Raw genomic sequence first — 17,412 nt, 5'->3', positions numbered from 1 at the left:
ATGGACACATTCAAGACGACGTGCGGTGCGGTACGAGGCTTCCGGGCGTCGGACGAGGTCGTCGCCGTGCTCGGAATCCCGTACGCCGCACCGCCGTTCGGCGCCCACCGGTTCCGGGAGCCCGCCCCGGCGGACGCCTGGAGCGGCGTACGGGACTGCACGGCCTTCGGTCCCGTCGCCCCGCAGTCGGCGGAGCTGCCCGGCTCGCCCGTGTGGTCGCCGGGCGACGAGGACGTCCTCACCGTCAACGTGTGGACCCCGGCCCCGGACGGCGGCTCGCTGCCCGTCCTGGTCTGGATCCACGGCGGCGCCTACACCTTCGGCTCCTCCGCCCAGCCCGACTTCGACGGTGACGCCCTGGCCCGTGCCGGACTGGTCGTCGTCACCCTCAACTACCGGGTGGGCTTCGAGGGGTTCGGGCACATCCCGGACGCCGGGGAGACGTCGTACCCCGACAACCGGGGGCTCCTCGACCAGATCGCCGCCCTGCGCTGGGTGCGGGAGAACATCGCCGCCTTCGGCGGGGACCCCGGCAACGTGACCGTCGCCGGCCAGTCCTCCGGGGGCGCCTCGGTCGCCTGCCTCATGGTGATGGACCGGGCGCGCGGCCTGTTCCGCCGGGCCGTCGTCCACAGCCCCGCCAGCCCCCACTACACGCGCGACATCGCCGCCGCGACCACCCGCGAGGTCGCCGCCGAGGCCGGCTGCCCGGCCACCCCCGAGGGCCTGGCCGCCGCGACCCCGCAGGCCCTGCTCGCCGCCTCGGACCGGGTCGTCGAGGCCTACCGGCGGGACCCGGCCTCCGGGTCCCGCCACTACGACCCCTCGCTGTACGCGCCCGTCCTCGACGGCGACATCCTGACCGTCGACCCCCTCACGGGTCTGGCCGCCGGAGCGGGCCGGGACGTGGACCTCCTCGTGTGCCACACCACGGAGGAGTACTGGCTGTTCGACGCCGTCGACAGCTGCGCCAAGGTCACCACCGAGGACCAACTGGACCGATTCGCCGAGGACTTCGGGCTGCCCGACGGTCTGGTCGCCGGCTATCGCGCCGCGCTGCCCGACGCCCCGGTGCTCGACGTCCATCTGGCCGTCTTCGGCGACCTCCTCTTCGGCGAGTACGCCCACCGGCTCGCCGAGCAGCAGGCCCGGGGCGGCGGCCGGGCGTTCCTGTCGCGCTTCGACCGCCGCCGCGGCGGCCCGCACGGAACCGTGCGGGCCTGGCACTGCGCGGACATCCCCTTCGCCTTCGGCAACGTCGGCAAGGACTGCGTCGCGTTCCTCATCGGCGGCGCCCCCACCGCCGCCGACCACGACCTGGCCCGCCGGATGGTGGGCGCCTGGACCGGTTTCGCCGCCACCGGAGACCCGGGCTGGCCGGCGTACGACGACACCACCGCGCAGGCGAGGGTGTGGCGGACCGAGGGGGAGGAGCGGGACGAGCCCCTCGCGCTCCGCGCCCTCTGGGAGCGGGCCGAGTTCCCCCTGCTGCGTCCCTGATCACGGAGCCCGGCCGTCAGGCGCAGGGCCTCCGGGGAGCCCAGTCGCCCAGGTACGTCGTCCGGGTCACGGTCGCGGCCTCGGCGGGGTCGAGCTGGGGGCGGTTCTCCGGAACCGTGATCCCGGCGCCCGGGCCGGTGTTGCGGTACTCGGCGAACCGCTGCTCCTGCCAGGGGTAGGCCTCGCGCATGTTCGCGTACGGGGCGACGGCGTCGATCCCGGGGCCGAGGACGCTGTCCCGGACCACGAGCGAGGGCCGGGCGGTGGGGTCCGAGCCCGGCACCCAGGGCCTGGCCAGCTTGTAGAAGCCGTCCGGGGCCTCGCTGGTGATCCGGCAGCGGGCGGCGAGGAAGCCGTACGGGTTCGTCCTGGCCGTGGAGGGGGCGAAGACGAAGCCGTGCGGGGCGGCCGCCAGGTCCGGGCGGAGCAGCGTACGGAAGTGGCAGTGCTCGAAGACCGCCCGGGCCCGGCCGAAGACGAAGTCGACGTCCCCCTCGGCGTAGCAGTGCGCGAAGTACTGCCGGGCCACGGCCGCGAGGGTCATGGAATCGGCGTACAGGGTGTCCTGGTGGCCGAGGAACCGGCAGTGGAAGAAGGCCGACCGGTCACCCTGTGCCTTCAGTGCCACGGCCTGGGTGCCGGGATTCCCCGGGAGGTCCGTGCGGAGGAAGTCGTTGGCGAAGGTGACGCCCTGCGCGGTGAAGCCGTCCGCCTGGACGGTGGTGGTCGCGGAGCCGGACGTGCCGTAGGTGCCGCCCCCGGGCCGGGGCGAGCCGGCCGCGTTGGCGTACACCACGACGACGTCCCGGGGGTCCCCGCTCGCGCCGATCCACGTCATGTCCGTACGGGCGGGGCTCACCGTGACCGTCTCGCGGTACGTTCCGGGGGCGAGCACCAGCGTCCAGCCGGGTCCCTCGGCCGCGGTGACCGCCGCCTGGACCGTGGTGTGGTCGCCCAGGCCGCCGGGGTGCACATACAGGGTCCGGGCGGTGAGCCGGGCGGCGGGCGAGCCGAGACTGCCGAAGGGCGCCGGGGGAGCGGCGCTCGCGGTCCCGGCCGGCAGGGCCAGGGCGAGAGCGCCGCCGAGGCCGGCGGTGAGCAGGGCGCGGCGTCCGGGGCCGTCGGCTCCGGTGGGGTGCGAAGACATGCGGGTCCTCCTTCCCGGGGGCTCAGCGGAGACGGCCGGCGCCGGCCCGGTGGTCGACGAGGGCCGGGACGGCCAGGGGGTGGTCGACCCGGGTGCGCAGGACCGGGGTCCAGCCCGCGTCCGCGCGCAACTGCTCTGCGGGGTACTGCGCGTTGTGCACGGCGAGCAGGTCGACCGGGCTCCCGTCGACGTAGTTGCCGGAGGCCGTGACCGGCGCGTCCTTCCACTTCTTCAGGATCTTCCCGGCGGGGACGTCGGCGGCGAGCGTGAACGCGTTCTTCTCGGCGACGAGTTGCGACTCCTGGCCGATGCCGAGGCTGTACACGTACGCCGGACCGGGCACCACGAAATGGTTGTTGTACGCGTCGACCTGCCCGAAGCGCACCCGGGGCGCGCGCTCCACCACGTTCTCGAAGAGGTTGTGGTGGAGGGTCACGCGGAGCCTGCCCCGGTCGGTGGCGCCCGCGCTGTCGCTGTTGCCGATCATCAGCGTCTTGTCGTGGTCGGTGAAGACGTTCCAGGAGACGGTGACGAGGTCCGCGCCCCGCACGATGTCGAGTTCGCCGTCGTGCCGCTGGTAGACCTCCCCGTAGTACGAGGGCAGCGAACTGTCCGGGTGGGCCCCGTCGGTGAAGGTGTCGTGGTCGATCCAGACATGGCTGGAGCCGTACACGACCAGGCTGTCGTACTCGGAGTTCCACGCGCCCGTCGCCCCGTCGGTGGGGTCCCACTGCGGGAAGCAGTCGAGGGGGGACTCCAGGGTGAGGTTGCGGACGACGACGTTGTCCACGCCCTGCACCTGGAGGCTGCCACCGGTGATCCCGGCGTGCCTTCCGACGCCGACGATCGTGGTGTTGGCGGGGACCTTCACCTTGATCGCCTGCCCCTGTGCCGTGGCCGAGGCCGCCCGCAGGTCCTCCTGGGGGCCGCTGACCTCCTTCTCGTACCCCCAGACGGCGGGGTCGTAGTCGGCGAGGTAGCGGGCGAAGTCGTAGCCGGGGGCCTCGAACACCGCGCAGCCGGCGGCGGTGGCGTCCAGGACGCCGGCCACCCTCACGATGCGGGGTTCCGTGCCGGGCACGGCCAGCGCGTTCCGGAACTGCTCCCAGGTGGTGACGGTGAAGACCCGGGAGGCGTCGGCCGCGGACCCGCCGGTGGTGCCGGTGCCGGCGGACGCCCAGCCGTCACCGGCCGGCAGGGTCGCGCGGGCCGGGTCGCCGCCGGGCCGGTGGGCGGCGTGCGCGCCGGCCACCGGGGCGGTCACCGTGAGGACGAGGGCGGTCGCGGCCACCACTCCCAGCTGCTTGCGTCGGTTCACGGTCGGTTCTCCTCGGGTGCGGGCCAGGTGATCCACTCGGTGGGTATCGCGTCGTCCAGGCGGCGCGTCTCGCGCGGCGCGAGGACATGGGTGCGCAGGAGTTCGGCGGCGACCAGACGGGCCACCTCGATCGCCCCCGGCGGGTTGAAGTGCGTGTTGTCCTGCTCGGTCGCCGTCCAGTTGAAGTACGTCTTCGTGGCCTCCGGGCCGAGCCGCTGCCACAGCGCCAGGGACAGCGCCTCGATGTCGAGCAGCGGTACGTCCGACTCCACGGCCACCTCCCGCATCGCCGCCGGGTAGGCGCCGTGCGTGCGCAGCGCGGTGCCGTCCGCCGCGAACTTCCGCCGCTCCACGGAGGTGGCGAGCACCGGGAGGGCGCCCCGGGACCGCGCGCCCTCGACGAAGACCCTGAGGTTGTCCTGGTAGGTGGTCCACGGCTCGGTGTAGCGGGTGGGGTCGGCGACCTTCTCGTCGTTGTGGCCGAACTGGATCAGGAGCAGATCGCCGGGCCGGAGCGCCGCCAGGATCGGTTCGAGCCGGCCCTCGTCGAGGAAGCTCTTGGTGCTGCGGCCGTTGACCGCGTGGTTGGCGACCGTGATGTCCCGGTGCAGGAAGAAGGGGAGCGCCATGCCCCAGCCGGTCTCCGGCGCGGCGTCGGCGTACTTCTGGGCGGCCGTGGAGTCGCCCGCGAGGAAGACCGTGCGCGTCCGGGACTGTTCCTGGGCCCGGGCGGCGGGGGCCCCGGCCAGGGCGAGCGCGAGGCCCGCCCCGGCCGTGACGACGGCGCGGCGGACGACGCTCACCGGTTCTGCTGCTTCCACTCGGCCTGCGCCGTGTTCAGCTGCTCGGCGAGGTGGTCCAGGAACTCCTTCGCGGTGGACTTGCCGAGCAGGACCTTCTGGAAGCCGGGTTCGTTGTCGGCCTTGGAGATCGTGTTCCAGTCGGGCAGGTAGTACGGCAGCTCGACGATCGTGGCCTTGCCGCTGAAGAGGACCTCGGCGCCGAGCTTGGTGGGCTCGGATTCCGCGAGCCACGGGTCCGCGGCGGCCTCCGTGTTGGCGGGGATCGCGCCGGCCGACCTGTTCCACTTGCTGTTGGAGGCGTGGGAGGCGGCGAACTCGATGAACTTCCAGGCGGCGGCCTTGTTCTTGCTCGACGAGAAGAGGCCGAGGCCGTCGACCGGGTTGGAGACCTGGACCCGGGTGCCGTCGTCGAGCGTCGGGTTCGGGATGCCCCGGAACCTGCCCGTGCCGAGCGCCTTCACATGGTCCTGGTACGAGCCCAGGTTGTGGTTCAGCATGCCGATCTCGCCGCTGTCCCACTGCGCGACCATCTTGGTGAAGTCGTTGTTGACGTCGGCGGCCGGGGTGTCCTTCTTGTAGAGCGCGGCGTACTTCTCCAGGGCCGCCACGTTCTTCGGGTCGTTGACGGTCGTTCTGTCGCCGTTCCAGAAGCTGGTGATGCCGCTCTGGCCGTACATGGCGTCGAGCGCCTGGGCGATGGAGCCGGCGCCGCCGCGGATCGTGTAGCCGAAACGGTTCTTGTCGGCGGCGGTCAGCTTGTCGGCCGCCGCGTAGAACTTCGACCAGGTGGTGGGCTCCGGCAGGCCGGCGGCCTTGAACAGGTCGGTGCGGTAGTAGAGGACGCCGTTGCTGGCGGAGGTGGGGACGGTGAACAGCTTGTCCCGGCCGCCCGCCGACTTCACGCTCGCGACCATGCCGGGGTTCAACTTGCCCTTCAGGGAGCTGCCCTCGATCCGGGCGTCCAGCGGCTCCAGGGCGTTCTGCGCGGCGATCCCGGCGAGCATCGCCGCGCCGACGCCGCCCACGTCCGGCAGGCCGTCGCCCTGGATGGCGGTGTCGTACTTGGACTGGACCTCCTTGGAGGCGATCCCGACGTACTCGACGTCGATGTCGGGGTTCGCCTTCTCGAAGTCCGCGATGATCTCCTTCCAGACCTCGGTGCGGACACCACCGTTGTTGTCCCAGAAGGTGATCTTTCCCTTGCCCGATCCCTCGGTGCCCTTGTCGCCGCCCGCGCCGCTGCCGTCGTCACCGCAGGCGGTGGCGGTCAGGGCGAGGACACCGGACAGGGCGAGGGCGAGGGCGGCTCTGCGCCGTCCGCCGGGGAAGATGGTCATCGTCGGCTCTCTTCTCTCGGGTCTTGCGGGTGATCTCGGGGTCTTGCGGGTGAGGGGGAGTGCGGGGAACGTCAGGCGGGGGTGACGCGGAAGGCGGAGAACACGGCCGTCCCGGCGTGCCCCGCCCCCGCCGGGGCGCCCGCGAACAGGCCGAGGAGCGCGCCGACCCAGCGCCAGGGCGTGGCGGCGAACTCCGGCCCGAGCCGGACCGGTCCTTCGGCGCCGTCGGCGGAGTACGAGAACCGGCAGCGCGCGTCCGCCGTGACCTCGATCCGCAGCAGGACCGCGCCGCCGGGGACGGCCCGGGAGTGCGCCGCGTCCCGTTCCCGGTCGGCGTCCGCCGGGGCGAAGCGGTGCACGAGCCGGACGCCGCCGTCCGCGGCCCGCTCCAGGCCGATCCAGGCGTAGGCGTCGCCCAGGACGACCAGACCCGCCCGGGCCCCGGGCGCCTCGCCGTCGAGCCGCAGCCCGACCTCGACGGTCAGGGCCCCGGCCGGCAGGCGCTGGGTCAGCACGTGCGGCACGCTCCGCAGATCGGCCGGCCGCTCCGTACGCACACAGCCGAGCCGCAGCCCGTCGCCCGAGTGCTGACTGGCCCAGCCCTGCTCCGGGTTGGCTGTCCACTGCCACTGCCGTCCGAACCGCCCGCCCGGGAACGTGTCGTCCACCGCGGGACGCGCGCGCGGCTGCTCCGGCAGGTCCGGCTTCCGGTGCACCCGGACCGGGGCGCCGTCCGTGCCGAGGACCGGCCAGCCGTCCTCGCCCCAGCGCATCGGCTGGAGGTGCACGAGCCGGCCGTGCGCGCCCGACTGCTGGAAGTGCAGGAACCAGTCCTCGCCGCGCACGGTGCGGACCCAGCCGCCCTGGTGCGGCCCGTTGACGTCGGTGTCGCCCTGCGCCAGGACGATCCGCTCCTCGTACGGTCCGAAGAACGACCGCGAGCGGAACGCGCCCTGCCAGCCGGTGGCCACGCCCCCGGCCGGCGCCAGGATCCAGAACCGGCCGTCGTGGCGGTACAGCTTCGGGCCCTCCAGGGTGAACCAGCCGGGGATCCGGTCGGCGTCCACCAGGACCCGGCCCTCGTCGAGGACCTTGCTGCCGTCCGGGCTCATCCGGTGGCCGGTGAGCCGGTTGTTGAACCCGGCGCGTGACCTGGCCCAGGCGTGCACGAGGTACGCCTCGCCCGACTCCTCGTCCCACAGCGGGCAGGGGTCGATCAGGCCGAGGCCCGCCTTCACCAGATGCGGCGAGGTCCAGGGCCCGCGCACCGAAGGGGCGTTGACCTGGAAGATCCCGTGGTCGGGGTCGCCCCAGAAGATCCAGAACCGGCCGTCGTGGTGCCGGAAGGAAGGCGCCCACACCCCGCGGTCGTGCCGGGGCGCGGTGAACGCGGCGGCCGGTTCGAGCCGCTCGAGGGCGTGGCCGACGAGCGTCCAGTTGACCAGGTCCCGGGAGTGCAGCAGGGGCAGCCCGGGGGCGCGGCCGAAGCTGGACGCGGTCAGGTAGTGGTCCTCGCCGACCCGCAGGACGTCCGGGTCCGACCAGTCGGCCGCGAGGACCGGATTGCGGTACGTGCCGTCGCCGAGGTCGCCGGTGGGGGTGACGGTGGTGGCGCCGGTGGGGGCGGTGGCGGTACGGGTTGCGGCTGTGGGGGCGGTGGCGGTACGAGTGGCGCCGGTGGGGGCGGTGGCGGTGCGGGTGGCGGCTGTGGGGGTCGTGCTCATGACGCCACCGCCTTGCGGACCAGCGCCGCGGCCCCCGCCCGGTCGAGCCGCCCGTCGGCGACCACGGTCACCACCCGGCGTACGAAGGTCTCCCCGGCCGCCACCGGAAGCCGCGCGTCGTACGCGAGGGAGGAACCGACCCCCGGGTACTCGGCGGCGCGCACGAACCACGGGTCGCGGCGGGTCCGCGCGGTCGCCCCCGCGAACACCAGCGTCCAGTCCGGGCCGGCCAGGGCCACCCAGTCGGCCGCGACCCCGTGCACCGCCGCCTCGCCGTCGGCCTCCGCCCCGAAGACCACGGGCGCCGTCGCCTCCTTCGGCGCGCGCCAGAAGAAGCCCCCGTACGCGGCGCCGGGCCGGCCGTTCGTCGCCGGGCTCCCGATCGACAGCTCACGGCCCGACACGTTCGCGAGGGAGAAGGTGAGGTCGAGCGCCCAGGCGGAGTCGGTGAGCGCGGTGGCCGCCACCGTCCGGTGCTCCCGGAACAGCCGCTCGCCTCCGGCCGTCCAGCTCAGCTCCTCCACGAACCCGTCCGGGTCGCACAGCTTGAAGTTCTCGTGCCGCTGCACCCCGTGGTTGTCGAGCTCCACGGAGCCCCGGCCGCGCACGAAGGTGCGCCCGCCCCAGAAGTTGTGGCCCGCGACGTCCGGCACGGCGACGCCGGCGCCCAGGTGGTGCGGGTGGTCCTCGGGCAGGGTTTCGGTCACCGGGAGTCCGGCGAGGGTGGTGACGGGGTGGAGGTACGGGCGGGGCGCGTGGTCGGCGGCGAGCTCGGGCCGCGTGGTGTAGCGGGCGACGGTGCGGCCCGCGCAGCGCAGGACGGTGGGGGACACGGGGGTCATCGGGCCTCCGCCCGGGCCGGGGGCGCCCAGGGGGCGCCGAGTTCGGAGAAGAGCCCGAGGGCGTCGGCGCTCGCGTCGACCAGGGCGTCGACGCCGTCGACGACGCGACGCGGCGCGCTCTCGCCCGGCTCGGTGTGCCAGTGGGCGGCGGGGACGTCAAGGGGCTCGGGAGCGGTCCGTACCGCTTCGACGACCCGCATGAAGGCACCGGTCTCCGCCGGGGGCACCCACAGCCGTTCGCCCCCGGTGACGTGCGCGACGAGGTTCTCCAGGAGGTCGGTGCGGCCGTACTCGGTCTCCACCGGGCCGTGCCCGGCGCGCTGCACCAGGACCCGGTCCTGCCGGTACCAGAAGGTGATCCGGCCCTGGCTGCCGTGGACGATGACGTACGGCTCCGCGGACTTCTCGGCGCACAGGGTCGCCGCGACCGTGACCTGGGTGCCGGCCGAGGTCACGACCCGTACGGCGGAGGTGTCGTCGGACTCGATGGCGTTCGCGCGCAGCAGCTCCGTCTCGATGTGTTCGACGTCCTCGGCGCGGGTGGAGCCGGAGAGCGCGAGCGCCGTGGCCACGGCGTGCGCGAGCGGGTTGGTGAGGGCCCCGTCGACGACGTCCACGCCGTCGAGCCGCCGGTGTCCCGCCCAGGGCGCACGTCGGAAGTACGCCTCGTCGCGGACCCAGGCCCCGGCCGCGCCGACGCCGAGGAGTTCGCCGATCGCGCCCTCCTCCACCATGCGGCGGATCGCGGGCACCGCGTGCGAGCCGAGCGACTGGAAGCCGATCTGGCAGGCCACCCCGGCGGCCTCGACCCCGTCGGCCATCCGGCGGAACTCGGCGTACGAGGGGGCGGGCGGCTTCTCCAGGAGGATGTGCGCGCCGTGCCGGGCCGCGGCGAGTGCCATGTCGGTGTGGGTCTGGATGGGGGTGGAGAGCACCACGATCCGGGCGTCGGTCGAGGTGAGGAGCGCTTCGAGGTCGGCGGACTGCTTCGGGTCGCCGATGCCGTCCAGTTCGGCCTCGTCGAGCGGGCGGAGTTCGCAGATACCGGCGAGCCGGACGAGACCGAGGTCTTCGAGGCGGCGGATGTTGAGGAGGTGGCTGCGGCCGTGGCCGCGGGCGCCCGCGAGGACGACGGGCAGCGGGGTGCGGGTGCGTGCGGTGTCCATGTCTTCCCTGTTCGTGTGGGTGCTGTTCATCCCTTCACCGCCCCGGCGCTGAAGCCGGTGACCAGCCACTTCTGGATGAAGGCGAAGACGACGACCACGGGGACGGCGGCGATGACACCGCCCGCGGCGAGTGCGCCGAGGTCGACGCTGTCGGCGCCCATGAGGGTGTTGAGGCCGACCGGGATGGTCTGCTTGTCCTGGCTGCTGAGGAACATCAGGGCGAAGAGGAAGTGGTTCCAGGCGTGTACGAAGGCGAAGGAGCCGACGGCGACGAGACCGGGCCGCAGGAGCGGGAGGACGACGATCCGGAAGGCGTGGAAGCGGTTGCAGCCGTCGACCCAGGCCGCCTCTTCGAGGGAGTACGGCACGTTCCTGATGAATCCGCTGATGAGGATCATCGACAGCGGGAGCTGGAACACGGTCTCGGCGATGATCACGCTGCCGAGCGAGTTGATCATCCGCAGTCCGGCGAAGATCTGGAACAGCGGGACGAGGAGCAGGGCGCCCGGCACGAACTGGGAGCAGAGCAGGGCCAGCATGAAGCCCTTCTTGATCCGGAAGTCGAAGCGGGCGAGGGCGTAGCCGCCGGCCAGGGCGACGACGGTGGTGCTGATGAGCACCGCCACGCCGATCAGCAGGCTGTTCTGGAAGAAGACGGCGAAGTTCCGCTCGGTCCACACCTTCTCGAAGTGCGCGGTCGTCATCGGCCAGGGCAGCAGCGAGGTCGAGCCGGCCGGACGCACGGCGAAGAGGAGGATCCAGTAGAAGGGGATCAGGGTGAAGAGGAGATAGATCCCGAGCGGCAGGTAGATCTGCCAGCGGGGTGCTTCGTCCCAGGCCCGGCTGCGGCGGCCGGGGACGGCGATCAGGGGTATCGCGGCAGTCACTTGCCGTCGCCTCCGAACTTGCTCAGGCGCAGATAGACCATCGAGCAGAAGAGAAGGATCACGAACGCCACCGTGGTGAGGGCGGAGGCGTAACCGAAGTTGTGGGCGTCGACACTGGTGTGGGCGATGTAGAGGGGCAGCGTGGTCGTCTCGCCCGCGGGGCCGCCGCCGGTCAGCGTGTACAGCAGGTCGACGTTGTTGAACTCCCAGACCGCGCGCAGCAGCGTGGACAGGACGATCGCGTCCCGGAGGTGGGGGAGCGTGATGTGCAGGAACTGCCGGAGCCTGCTCGCCCCGTCGACCTCGGCCGCCTCGTACAGGTCCTTCGGTACGGACTGGAGGTCGGCGAGGATGAGGATCGCGAAGAACGGCACCCCGCGCCAGAGGTCGGCGACGATCGCGGCCGGGAACACGGTCGATGTGTCGGAGAGCCAGGACGTGCCGTACGTGCCCAGGCCGAGGTCCGCCAGATAACGGCTGATGCCCGTCTGGGAGTTGTAGAGCAGCACCCAGATCGCCGAGGTCAGCACGCCGGACACCGCCCACGGCGAGAAGACCAGGGCCCGGCCGAGGGCGCGGCCGACGAAGCTCTGGTTCACGATGAGGGCGAGCGCGAGCCCGAGGAGGAGCTGGAGGGCCACCTCCACGACGACCCACTTGAGGCTGAACGTCAGCGTGCCCCAGAAGCGCGGGTCGTCGGTGAGGATCCGGGTGAAGTTGTCCAGGCCGGCAAAACCGTTCCGCCAGGGCTTGGTGGGGTTGTGGTTCTGCAGGCTGTAGTAGAAGACGCTGAGCACCGGGTACGCGATGAACCCCAGCATCAGCAGGCCCGCGGGGGCGATCAGCAGGTACGGCAGGGCGGCTCGGCGTGCGGGGGTCACAGCTGAGGCCATGACGGCGGCTCCGTTCTCGGTGAAGCGCTTCGCGAACGACGTTCGAGATTTCGGACAAGCGGGGTGGGGTGGTTCCTTCGAGGGCGGGGCTCAGCCCGCGTACGGATCGGGGGTGGTTCCCGGCCTGGCCAGGAACGCGAAGTCGCAGCCGGTGTCGGCCTGGGAGATCTGCTCCATGTAGAGCGCGCCGTAGCCGCGCTCGTACCGGGCCGGCGGCGGTGTCCACGCGGCCCTGCGGCCGGCCAGCTCCTCGTCCGTGACGTGCAGACGGAGGGAGCGGGCCGCTACGTCGAGGGTGATCGTATCGCCCGTACGGACGAGGGCAAGGGGTCCGCCGACATGTGACTCGGGCGCCACGTGCAGCACACACGCCCCGTAACTCGTCCCGCTCATCCGGGCGTCCGAGATCCGGACCATGTCCCGCACCCCCTGCTCCAGGAGGTACCGGGGGATCGGCAGCATCCCGTACTCCGGCATCCCCGGACCGCCCTTCGGGCCCGCGCCCCGCAGCACGAGCACATGCTCGGCCGTGATCCCCAGCGCCGGGTCGTCGATGGTCCGCTGCATCGTCCGGTAGTCCTCGAAGACGACCGCCGGGCCGGTGTGCCTCAGCAGCCGCGGCTCGGCCGCGATGTGCTTGATGACGGCGCCGTCCGGGCAGAGGTTGCCGCGCAGCACCGCGACCCCGCCCTCGGCGGCCAGCGGCCTCGACCGCTCCCGGATCACCTCGTCGTCGTGGACGAGGGCGCCGGCGAGCTGCTCGCCCAGGGTGGCGTGCGAGACGGTCGGCCGGTCCAGATGGAGCACGTCGATGAGCCGGGACAGGAAGCCGGTCATGCCGCCCGCGAAGTGGAAGTCCTCCATCAGATACCGCCCGCCGGGCCGCAGGTTCGCGAGCACCGGCACGGTCCGCGCGATCCGGTCGAAGTCGTCGAGCGTCAGCTTCACCCCCGACCGGCCGGCCATCGCGATCAGATGGATGACCGCGTTCGTCGAGCCGCCGAGGGCCAGGACCGCGGCCACCGCGTCCTCGTACGCCTCGCTCGTCAGGATCCGGGACAGCCTGACGTCCTGCCGTACGAGCTCCACGATCCGAAGCCCCGAGGCCGCCGCCATCCGGTCGTGCCCGGAGTCCACCGCCGGCACCGAGGAGGCACCCGGCACGGTCACGCCCAGCGTCTCGGCGGCGGCGGTCAGCGTCGACGCCGTGCCCATCGTCATGCAGTGACCGGGGGAGCGGGCGAGACCGCTCTCCAGCTCGGCGAGCTCGCAGTCCCCGATCGTCCCGGCCCGCCGCTCGTCCCAGTACTTCCACATGTCCGTACCGGAACCGAGGGTCTCGCCCCGCCAGTGCCCCGGCAGCATCGGACCGGCCGGCACGAACACGGTCGGCAGGTCCACCGAGGCCGCGCCCATCAGGAGCGCCGGGGTCGTCTTGTCGCAGCCGCCCATCAGGACCGCGCCGTCCACCGGGTACGAGCGCAGCAGCTCCTCCGTCTCCATCGCGAGGAGGTTGCGGTAGAGCATCGGGGTGGGCTTCTGGAAGGTCTCCGACAGGGTGGAGACCGGGAATTCGAGCGGGAAGCCGCCCGCCTGCCACACGCCCCGCTTCACGGCCTGCGCCCGGTCCCGCAGATGGACGTGGCAGGGGTTGATGTCGGACCAGGTGTTGAGGATCGCGATCACCGGCTTGCCGAGGTGCTCCTCGGGCAGATAGCCGAGCTGCCGGGTGCGGGCGCGGTGGCTGAACGAGCGCAGCCCGTCCGTGCCGTACCACTGGTGACTGCGGAGCTCCTGCGGCTTCTTCGGTGTCTCGCTCATATCGGCCACCCGGCGGCGATCGCGGCGACCTCGGCCCGCTCCGCCTCCGGGAGCTCCCGGCTCGGCGGGCGGATGTCGCGGCGGCACAGGCCGAGCGAGGCGAGGGCCTCCTTGACCACGGTCACGTTGTCGGCGCTCGCGTTGGCCGCGCGCAGCTCCTCGAAGCGGCGGATCCGCTCCCAGACCTTCATCGCCGTCGGATAGTCGCCCGCCCGCAGGGCGGCCAGCATCTCCAGGGAGAGCACGGGGGAGACGTTGACCAGGCCGGAGGTGAAGCCGGTCGCGCCGCTCGCGAAGTACGCGGGCGCGTACGGCTCGGCGAGACCCGCCACCCACACGAACCGGTCGAGGCCCGCGTCCCGCGCGAAGCCGGCGAACCGGGCCGCGTCCGGGACGGCGTACTTCACGCCGATCACATTGGGGCAGGCGGCACCGAGCTCGGCGAGCCGGGCGCCGCTCAGGAGCGGGTTGCGGAGGTACGGGACGACGCCGAGCTCGGGCACGGCCTCGGCGATCGCCCGGTGGTAGTCGACCCAGCCGCTCTCGGAGACGTACGGGTGGACGGGCTGATGGACCATCACCATGTGGGCGCCGGCGGCGCGGGCGTGCCGGGCGGCCTCCACCGCGGTCGGCACGTCGTGTCCGACGCCGACCAGGATCGCGGCGCGGCCGCCGGCCTCCTCGACGGTCGCCTCGGTGAGGGAGCGGCGCTCCTCGGGGGTGAGGGCGTAGAACTCGCCGGTGTTGCCGTTCGGGGTGAGGGTGCGGACGCCGCCGTCGAGCAGCCGGCGCAGGAGCGCGCGGTGCGCCCCGGTGTCCACGGAGCCGTCCTCGGCGAACGGGGTGACCGGGATGGCCACGACCTCGGCGAGGGCGGCCCTCATCGTCTCGAATTCCATACTCACTCGCTGTCCAGAGGGGAAGGGGCGGGGCTCACGCGCTCTCCGGGAGGGAGGCTCACTCGCTGTCCGGGAGGGAGGCTCACTCGCTGTCCGGGAGGGAGGCTCACACGCTGTCAGGAAGGGAAGGGGGGGAAGGCGCGCTCCACGAACGAGGCGATGTGCTCGTGCACGGCCCGGCCCGCCCGCTCGACGTCGCCGGCGACGGCGAGCCGAAGGATCTCCTCGTGCTCGGCGGCCTCGCGTTCCCAGGACGGGACGGCGGCCCAGGCGACCGTGGAGACCAGGGCGGCCTGGTCGCGGACCTCGTCGAGCATCCGGCCGAGCAGCGGGTTGCCGCAGGGCAGGTAGAGCGCGCGGTGGAAGTCGCGGTTGGCCAGGGACCGTTCGGCCGGGTCCTCCGCTCCCGCGGCGCGGCGCAGGGCCTCGTCCGCCGCGTCGAGCGGGGCGCCGGAGGCGACGGCGCGGCGGACGGCCTCGGGCTCCAGGAGCAGGCGGACGTCGTAGACGGCGCGGGCCATGTCCGCGTCGACCATCCGGACCGTGACGCCCTTGTACTGGTTCATCACCACGAGCCCGCTGCCCGCGAGGGTCTTGAGCGCCTCGCGGACCGGGGTCTTCGACACCCCGAAGCGCGCGGCGAGTTCGGTCTCCACGAGCGCCTGGCCGGGTCTGAGGCCCCCGGTGAGGATGTCGTGCTTGATCGCTTCCTGGACGTACTGGGTGCGGGAGGGGATGGGGCTGGGGGCGAAGGCCATGGAGCACTCTCAGATCTCGTGTATCGCGTCTCATATATGACGTACGAAGTGCAACGGGCATGAAGTTAGGGGGACGTTCGTGTTTCGTCAATGGATCGCGCAAGCGCTTTCTGTCGAGGGCTCGACCCGGGGCCGTTCGGGTGCGACGGTCCCCGACATGCCGCTTTCGGTGTAATCGGAGGGTTGTGGGTCCTCCGGCGGTCACGCTGTGCCTGTCGATCATCGCCCGGCCGGGGAAAACGCTGGCGCACAGGTCATATGACGTGCCGGCCGAGAGAGGAAAATGACCATGGCTCTGAGCCGCCGCAGCTTCGTCGCCTACGCCCTCGGGGCCGGACTGGCGCTGGACGTCGGCGATGTCGTCGTCTCGCCACGCACGGCGAGCGCCGCCGACACCCCGGTTCCACCCGAGTTGCTCGCCGGTCAGGCGCTGACCTCGTCGACCGTACGACTGCTGTGGACGGCGGTCACGGGGGCGGAGACCTACCGCGTCTACCGGGACAACGTGCTGATCGCGGAACAGCCGGGCACCTTGCTGGAGGACGGCGGGCTGACGGCGACGACGACGTACAGCTACGAGGTCACCACCGTGATCGGCGGGGTCGAGTCGGCGCGCTCGGCACCCGTCGTCGTGGTCACCCAGCGGGCGGACCCCGCGACGGGGCCGACGGCGCCGACCAACCTCAAGACGAGCTCGCTCACCTCGTCGGGAGTGAAGCTCAGCTGGACCAAGTCCACCGCCGCCGCCAAGATCACCGGCTACCGGATCCTCCGCGGCGCCGTCGGGGCGCCGCTGGAGAGCCTGGTCCAGATCGCGACGACCGACGGCACCACCAGCTACACCGCGAGCAAGCTGTTCGCCAACCGCGCCTACCAGTTCGCGGTACGCGCCGTCGACGTCGCGGGGCACGTCGGCCCGGCGGCCGCCATCGACCTCACGACCAAGACCATGAACGACACGAGCGCCCCTTCGGCGGTCTCGAACAGCAGCGTGGTGGTGAAGCGGTACTCGGACAGCCGGCTCGACATCACCTGGGGGTCGTCCAGCTCCAGCGACGTCGCCGGGTACCAGGTGTACCGCAACAACGTCCTCATCGCCACGGTGGAGGAGCCGCTCCGCAAGACGTACTCCGACAACGGACTCTCCCCGTCGACGTCGTACACCTACCGGATCGCGGCCGTCGACTCCGCCGGCAACGTCTCCGCGCTCACCTCCGGGAGGGCCGGCTCCACCCCCGCGGCCGGAACCGTCCTCGTCACCCGTGGCCCCTACGTCGTCCAGACCGACCGGACGAGCGCACGCGTGCTGTGGTGGACCAACCTTCCGACCGACAGCACCGTCGACTTCGGGGTCGGAACGTTCTCCGACAGCGTCTTCGACCCCACTCCGCGGCTGCAGCACGCCATGCTGCTCGGCGGGCTCGAGCCCGGAACCGAGTACGTCTACCAGGTGCGGTCCGGCAACGCCACGCTCGCGGGCAACCGCTTCACCACCGCACCCGCGCCGGGCACGGCCTTCACCTTCGCGGCGGTCGGCGACTTCGGGGGCGGATCGGGGCAGCAGACGAGCATCGCCAACCTGATCGCCGCATCGTCGACCTCGTTCCTGCAGACGCTCGGCGACAACGTGTACCCGGACGCCCAGGACCCGGACCCGGAGCGCTTCTACTCCGACTTCGACAACCGCTTCTACAAGCAGTACGGCGCGGTCATCCGGACCCGGTCCCTCTACCCGGCGAACGGGAACAAGGAGTACTACGGCGACGGCGCGGCGGCACGGAACCTGTGGTCGCCGAACAACCAGCGCTGGTACAGCTACGACTGGGGCGACCTGCACGTCCTCGTCGTCGACAGCGAGCAGCCCATGGGAGCCGGCTCCGCGCAGCGCGCCTTCGTGGACGCCGACCTCTCCGCCACGACGGCGGCGTGGAAGATCTGCGTCGTCCACCGGCCGCCCTACAGCTCGACGACCAGCACCTCCAGCTCGTCGACGGTCCTCGCCCAGCTGGTGCCGCGCCTGGAGCTGTACGGGGTCAGGCTCTGCCTCTCCGGCAACTCCCACAACTACGAGCGGAGTCATCCGCTGCGTGCGGGCGTGACCGATCCGACCGGCGTGACGTACATCGTCTCCGGTGGCGGCGGCAACGGGCTCAACCAGTTCACGGCGAGCCAGCCGTCCTGGAGCGCGTACAGGTCGGCGCGTTTCGAGTACGTGCAGTGCTCGGTCTCGCCCACCCAGCTCGTCCTGAACGCGTACAGCGACACCGGGGAACTCTTCGACAGCACGACGCTGACCCAGTGAAACACCGGGCCCCCG

The 17,412-nt window shown here is 72.3% G+C and carries 14 protein-coding genes; 2 read left to right on the top strand and 12 right to left on the bottom strand.

The features are described from left to right. Positions 1-1,500 (top strand): carboxylesterase/lipase family protein, encoded by a 1,500-nt coding sequence (locus ACF07V_RS19685; protein WP_392155738.1) that lies wholly within the window; start codon positions 1-3, stop codon positions 1,498-1,500. Positions 1,501-1,516: 16 nt separating this feature from the next. Here the strand turns inward: ACF07V_RS19685 and ACF07V_RS19680 are convergent, their stop codons facing one another. From ACF07V_RS19680 to ACF07V_RS19625, 12 genes are all read right to left on the bottom strand, one after another. Next, positions 1,517-2,647: a pectinesterase family protein gene (locus ACF07V_RS19680; protein ID WP_392155736.1), complete on the bottom strand. Its 1,131-nt coding sequence runs from the start codon at positions 2,645-2,647 to the stop codon at positions 1,517-1,519. Between the two features lie 22 nt (positions 2,648-2,669). Next, positions 2,670-3,965, bottom strand: coding sequence for a polysaccharide lyase family 1 protein (locus tag ACF07V_RS19675; RefSeq protein ID WP_392155734.1), 1,296 nt, complete (start codon positions 3,963-3,965; stop codon positions 2,670-2,672). Further along, positions 3,962-4,768: a rhamnogalacturonan acetylesterase gene (locus tag ACF07V_RS19670; RefSeq protein WP_392155733.1), complete on the bottom strand. Its 807-nt coding sequence runs from the start codon at positions 4,766-4,768 to the stop codon at positions 3,962-3,964. The genes ACF07V_RS19675 and ACF07V_RS19670 overlap by 4 nt, the downstream gene beginning before the upstream one ends. After that, positions 4,765-6,105, bottom strand: a complete 1,341-nt coding sequence (locus ACF07V_RS19665; protein ID WP_392155731.1) for an ABC transporter substrate-binding protein — start codon at positions 6,103-6,105, stop codon at positions 4,765-4,767. The genes ACF07V_RS19670 and ACF07V_RS19665 overlap by 4 nt, the downstream gene beginning before the upstream one ends. Positions 6,106-6,176: 71 nt before the next feature. Then, positions 6,177-7,829, bottom strand: coding sequence for a family 43 glycosylhydrolase (locus tag ACF07V_RS19660; protein WP_392155729.1), 1,653 nt, complete (start codon positions 7,827-7,829; stop codon positions 6,177-6,179). Then, positions 7,826-8,671, bottom strand: a complete 846-nt coding sequence (locus ACF07V_RS19655) for a PmoA family protein (RefSeq protein ID WP_392155727.1) — start codon at positions 8,669-8,671, stop codon at positions 7,826-7,828. The genes ACF07V_RS19660 and ACF07V_RS19655 overlap by 4 nt, the downstream gene beginning before the upstream one ends. Then, on the bottom strand, positions 8,668-9,867 hold the full coding sequence (locus ACF07V_RS19650; protein WP_392155725.1) for a Gfo/Idh/MocA family protein: 1,200 nt from the start codon (positions 9,865-9,867) through the stop codon (positions 8,668-8,670). Before ACF07V_RS19650 ends, ACF07V_RS19655 begins: the two co-directional genes overlap by 4 nt. Next, on the bottom strand, positions 9,864-10,724 hold the full coding sequence (locus ACF07V_RS19645) for a carbohydrate ABC transporter permease (protein WP_392155723.1): 861 nt from the start codon (positions 10,722-10,724) through the stop codon (positions 9,864-9,866). The genes ACF07V_RS19650 and ACF07V_RS19645 overlap by 4 nt, the downstream gene beginning before the upstream one ends. Continuing rightward, positions 10,721-11,617 carry a carbohydrate ABC transporter permease gene (locus tag ACF07V_RS19640; RefSeq protein ID WP_392155721.1) on the bottom strand — a complete coding sequence of 299 codons (897 nt, stop codon included), beginning with the start codon at positions 11,615-11,617 and terminating at the stop codon, positions 10,721-10,723. Before ACF07V_RS19640 ends, ACF07V_RS19645 begins: the two co-directional genes overlap by 4 nt. A 90-nt stretch (positions 11,618-11,707) precedes the next feature. After that, positions 11,708-13,438, bottom strand: a complete 1,731-nt coding sequence (gene araD / locus ACF07V_RS19635) for an L-arabinonate dehydratase (protein WP_392155720.1) — start codon at positions 13,436-13,438, stop codon at positions 11,708-11,710. Continuing rightward, positions 13,435-14,337, bottom strand: coding sequence for a dihydrodipicolinate synthase family protein (locus ACF07V_RS19630; RefSeq protein ID WP_392155718.1), 903 nt, complete (start codon positions 14,335-14,337; stop codon positions 13,435-13,437). The genes araD and ACF07V_RS19630 overlap by 4 nt, the downstream gene beginning before the upstream one ends. Before the next feature lie 116 nt (positions 14,338-14,453). Continuing rightward, positions 14,454-15,095, bottom strand: a complete 642-nt coding sequence (locus ACF07V_RS19625) for a GntR family transcriptional regulator (RefSeq protein WP_392155716.1) — start codon at positions 15,093-15,095, stop codon at positions 14,454-14,456. A 289-nt stretch (positions 15,096-15,384) separates the two neighbouring features. Here ACF07V_RS19625 and ACF07V_RS19620 point away from each other — a divergent pair, with 289 nt between their 5' ends. After that, positions 15,385-17,397, top strand: coding sequence for a fibronectin type III domain-containing protein (locus tag ACF07V_RS19620; RefSeq protein WP_392155714.1), 2,013 nt, complete (start codon positions 15,385-15,387; stop codon positions 17,395-17,397). Positions 17,398-17,412: the final 15 nt, after the last annotated feature.

Origin of the sequence: Streptomyces sp. NPDC015661, from assembly GCF_043077765.1 — a bacterium.
In the GTDB taxonomy this organism is placed as follows: Bacteria; Actinomycetota; Actinomycetes; order Streptomycetales; family Streptomycetaceae; genus Streptomyces.
Note: the sequence above shows the minus strand (reverse complement) of the source record. Positions and strands in the feature narration are given on the sequence as shown.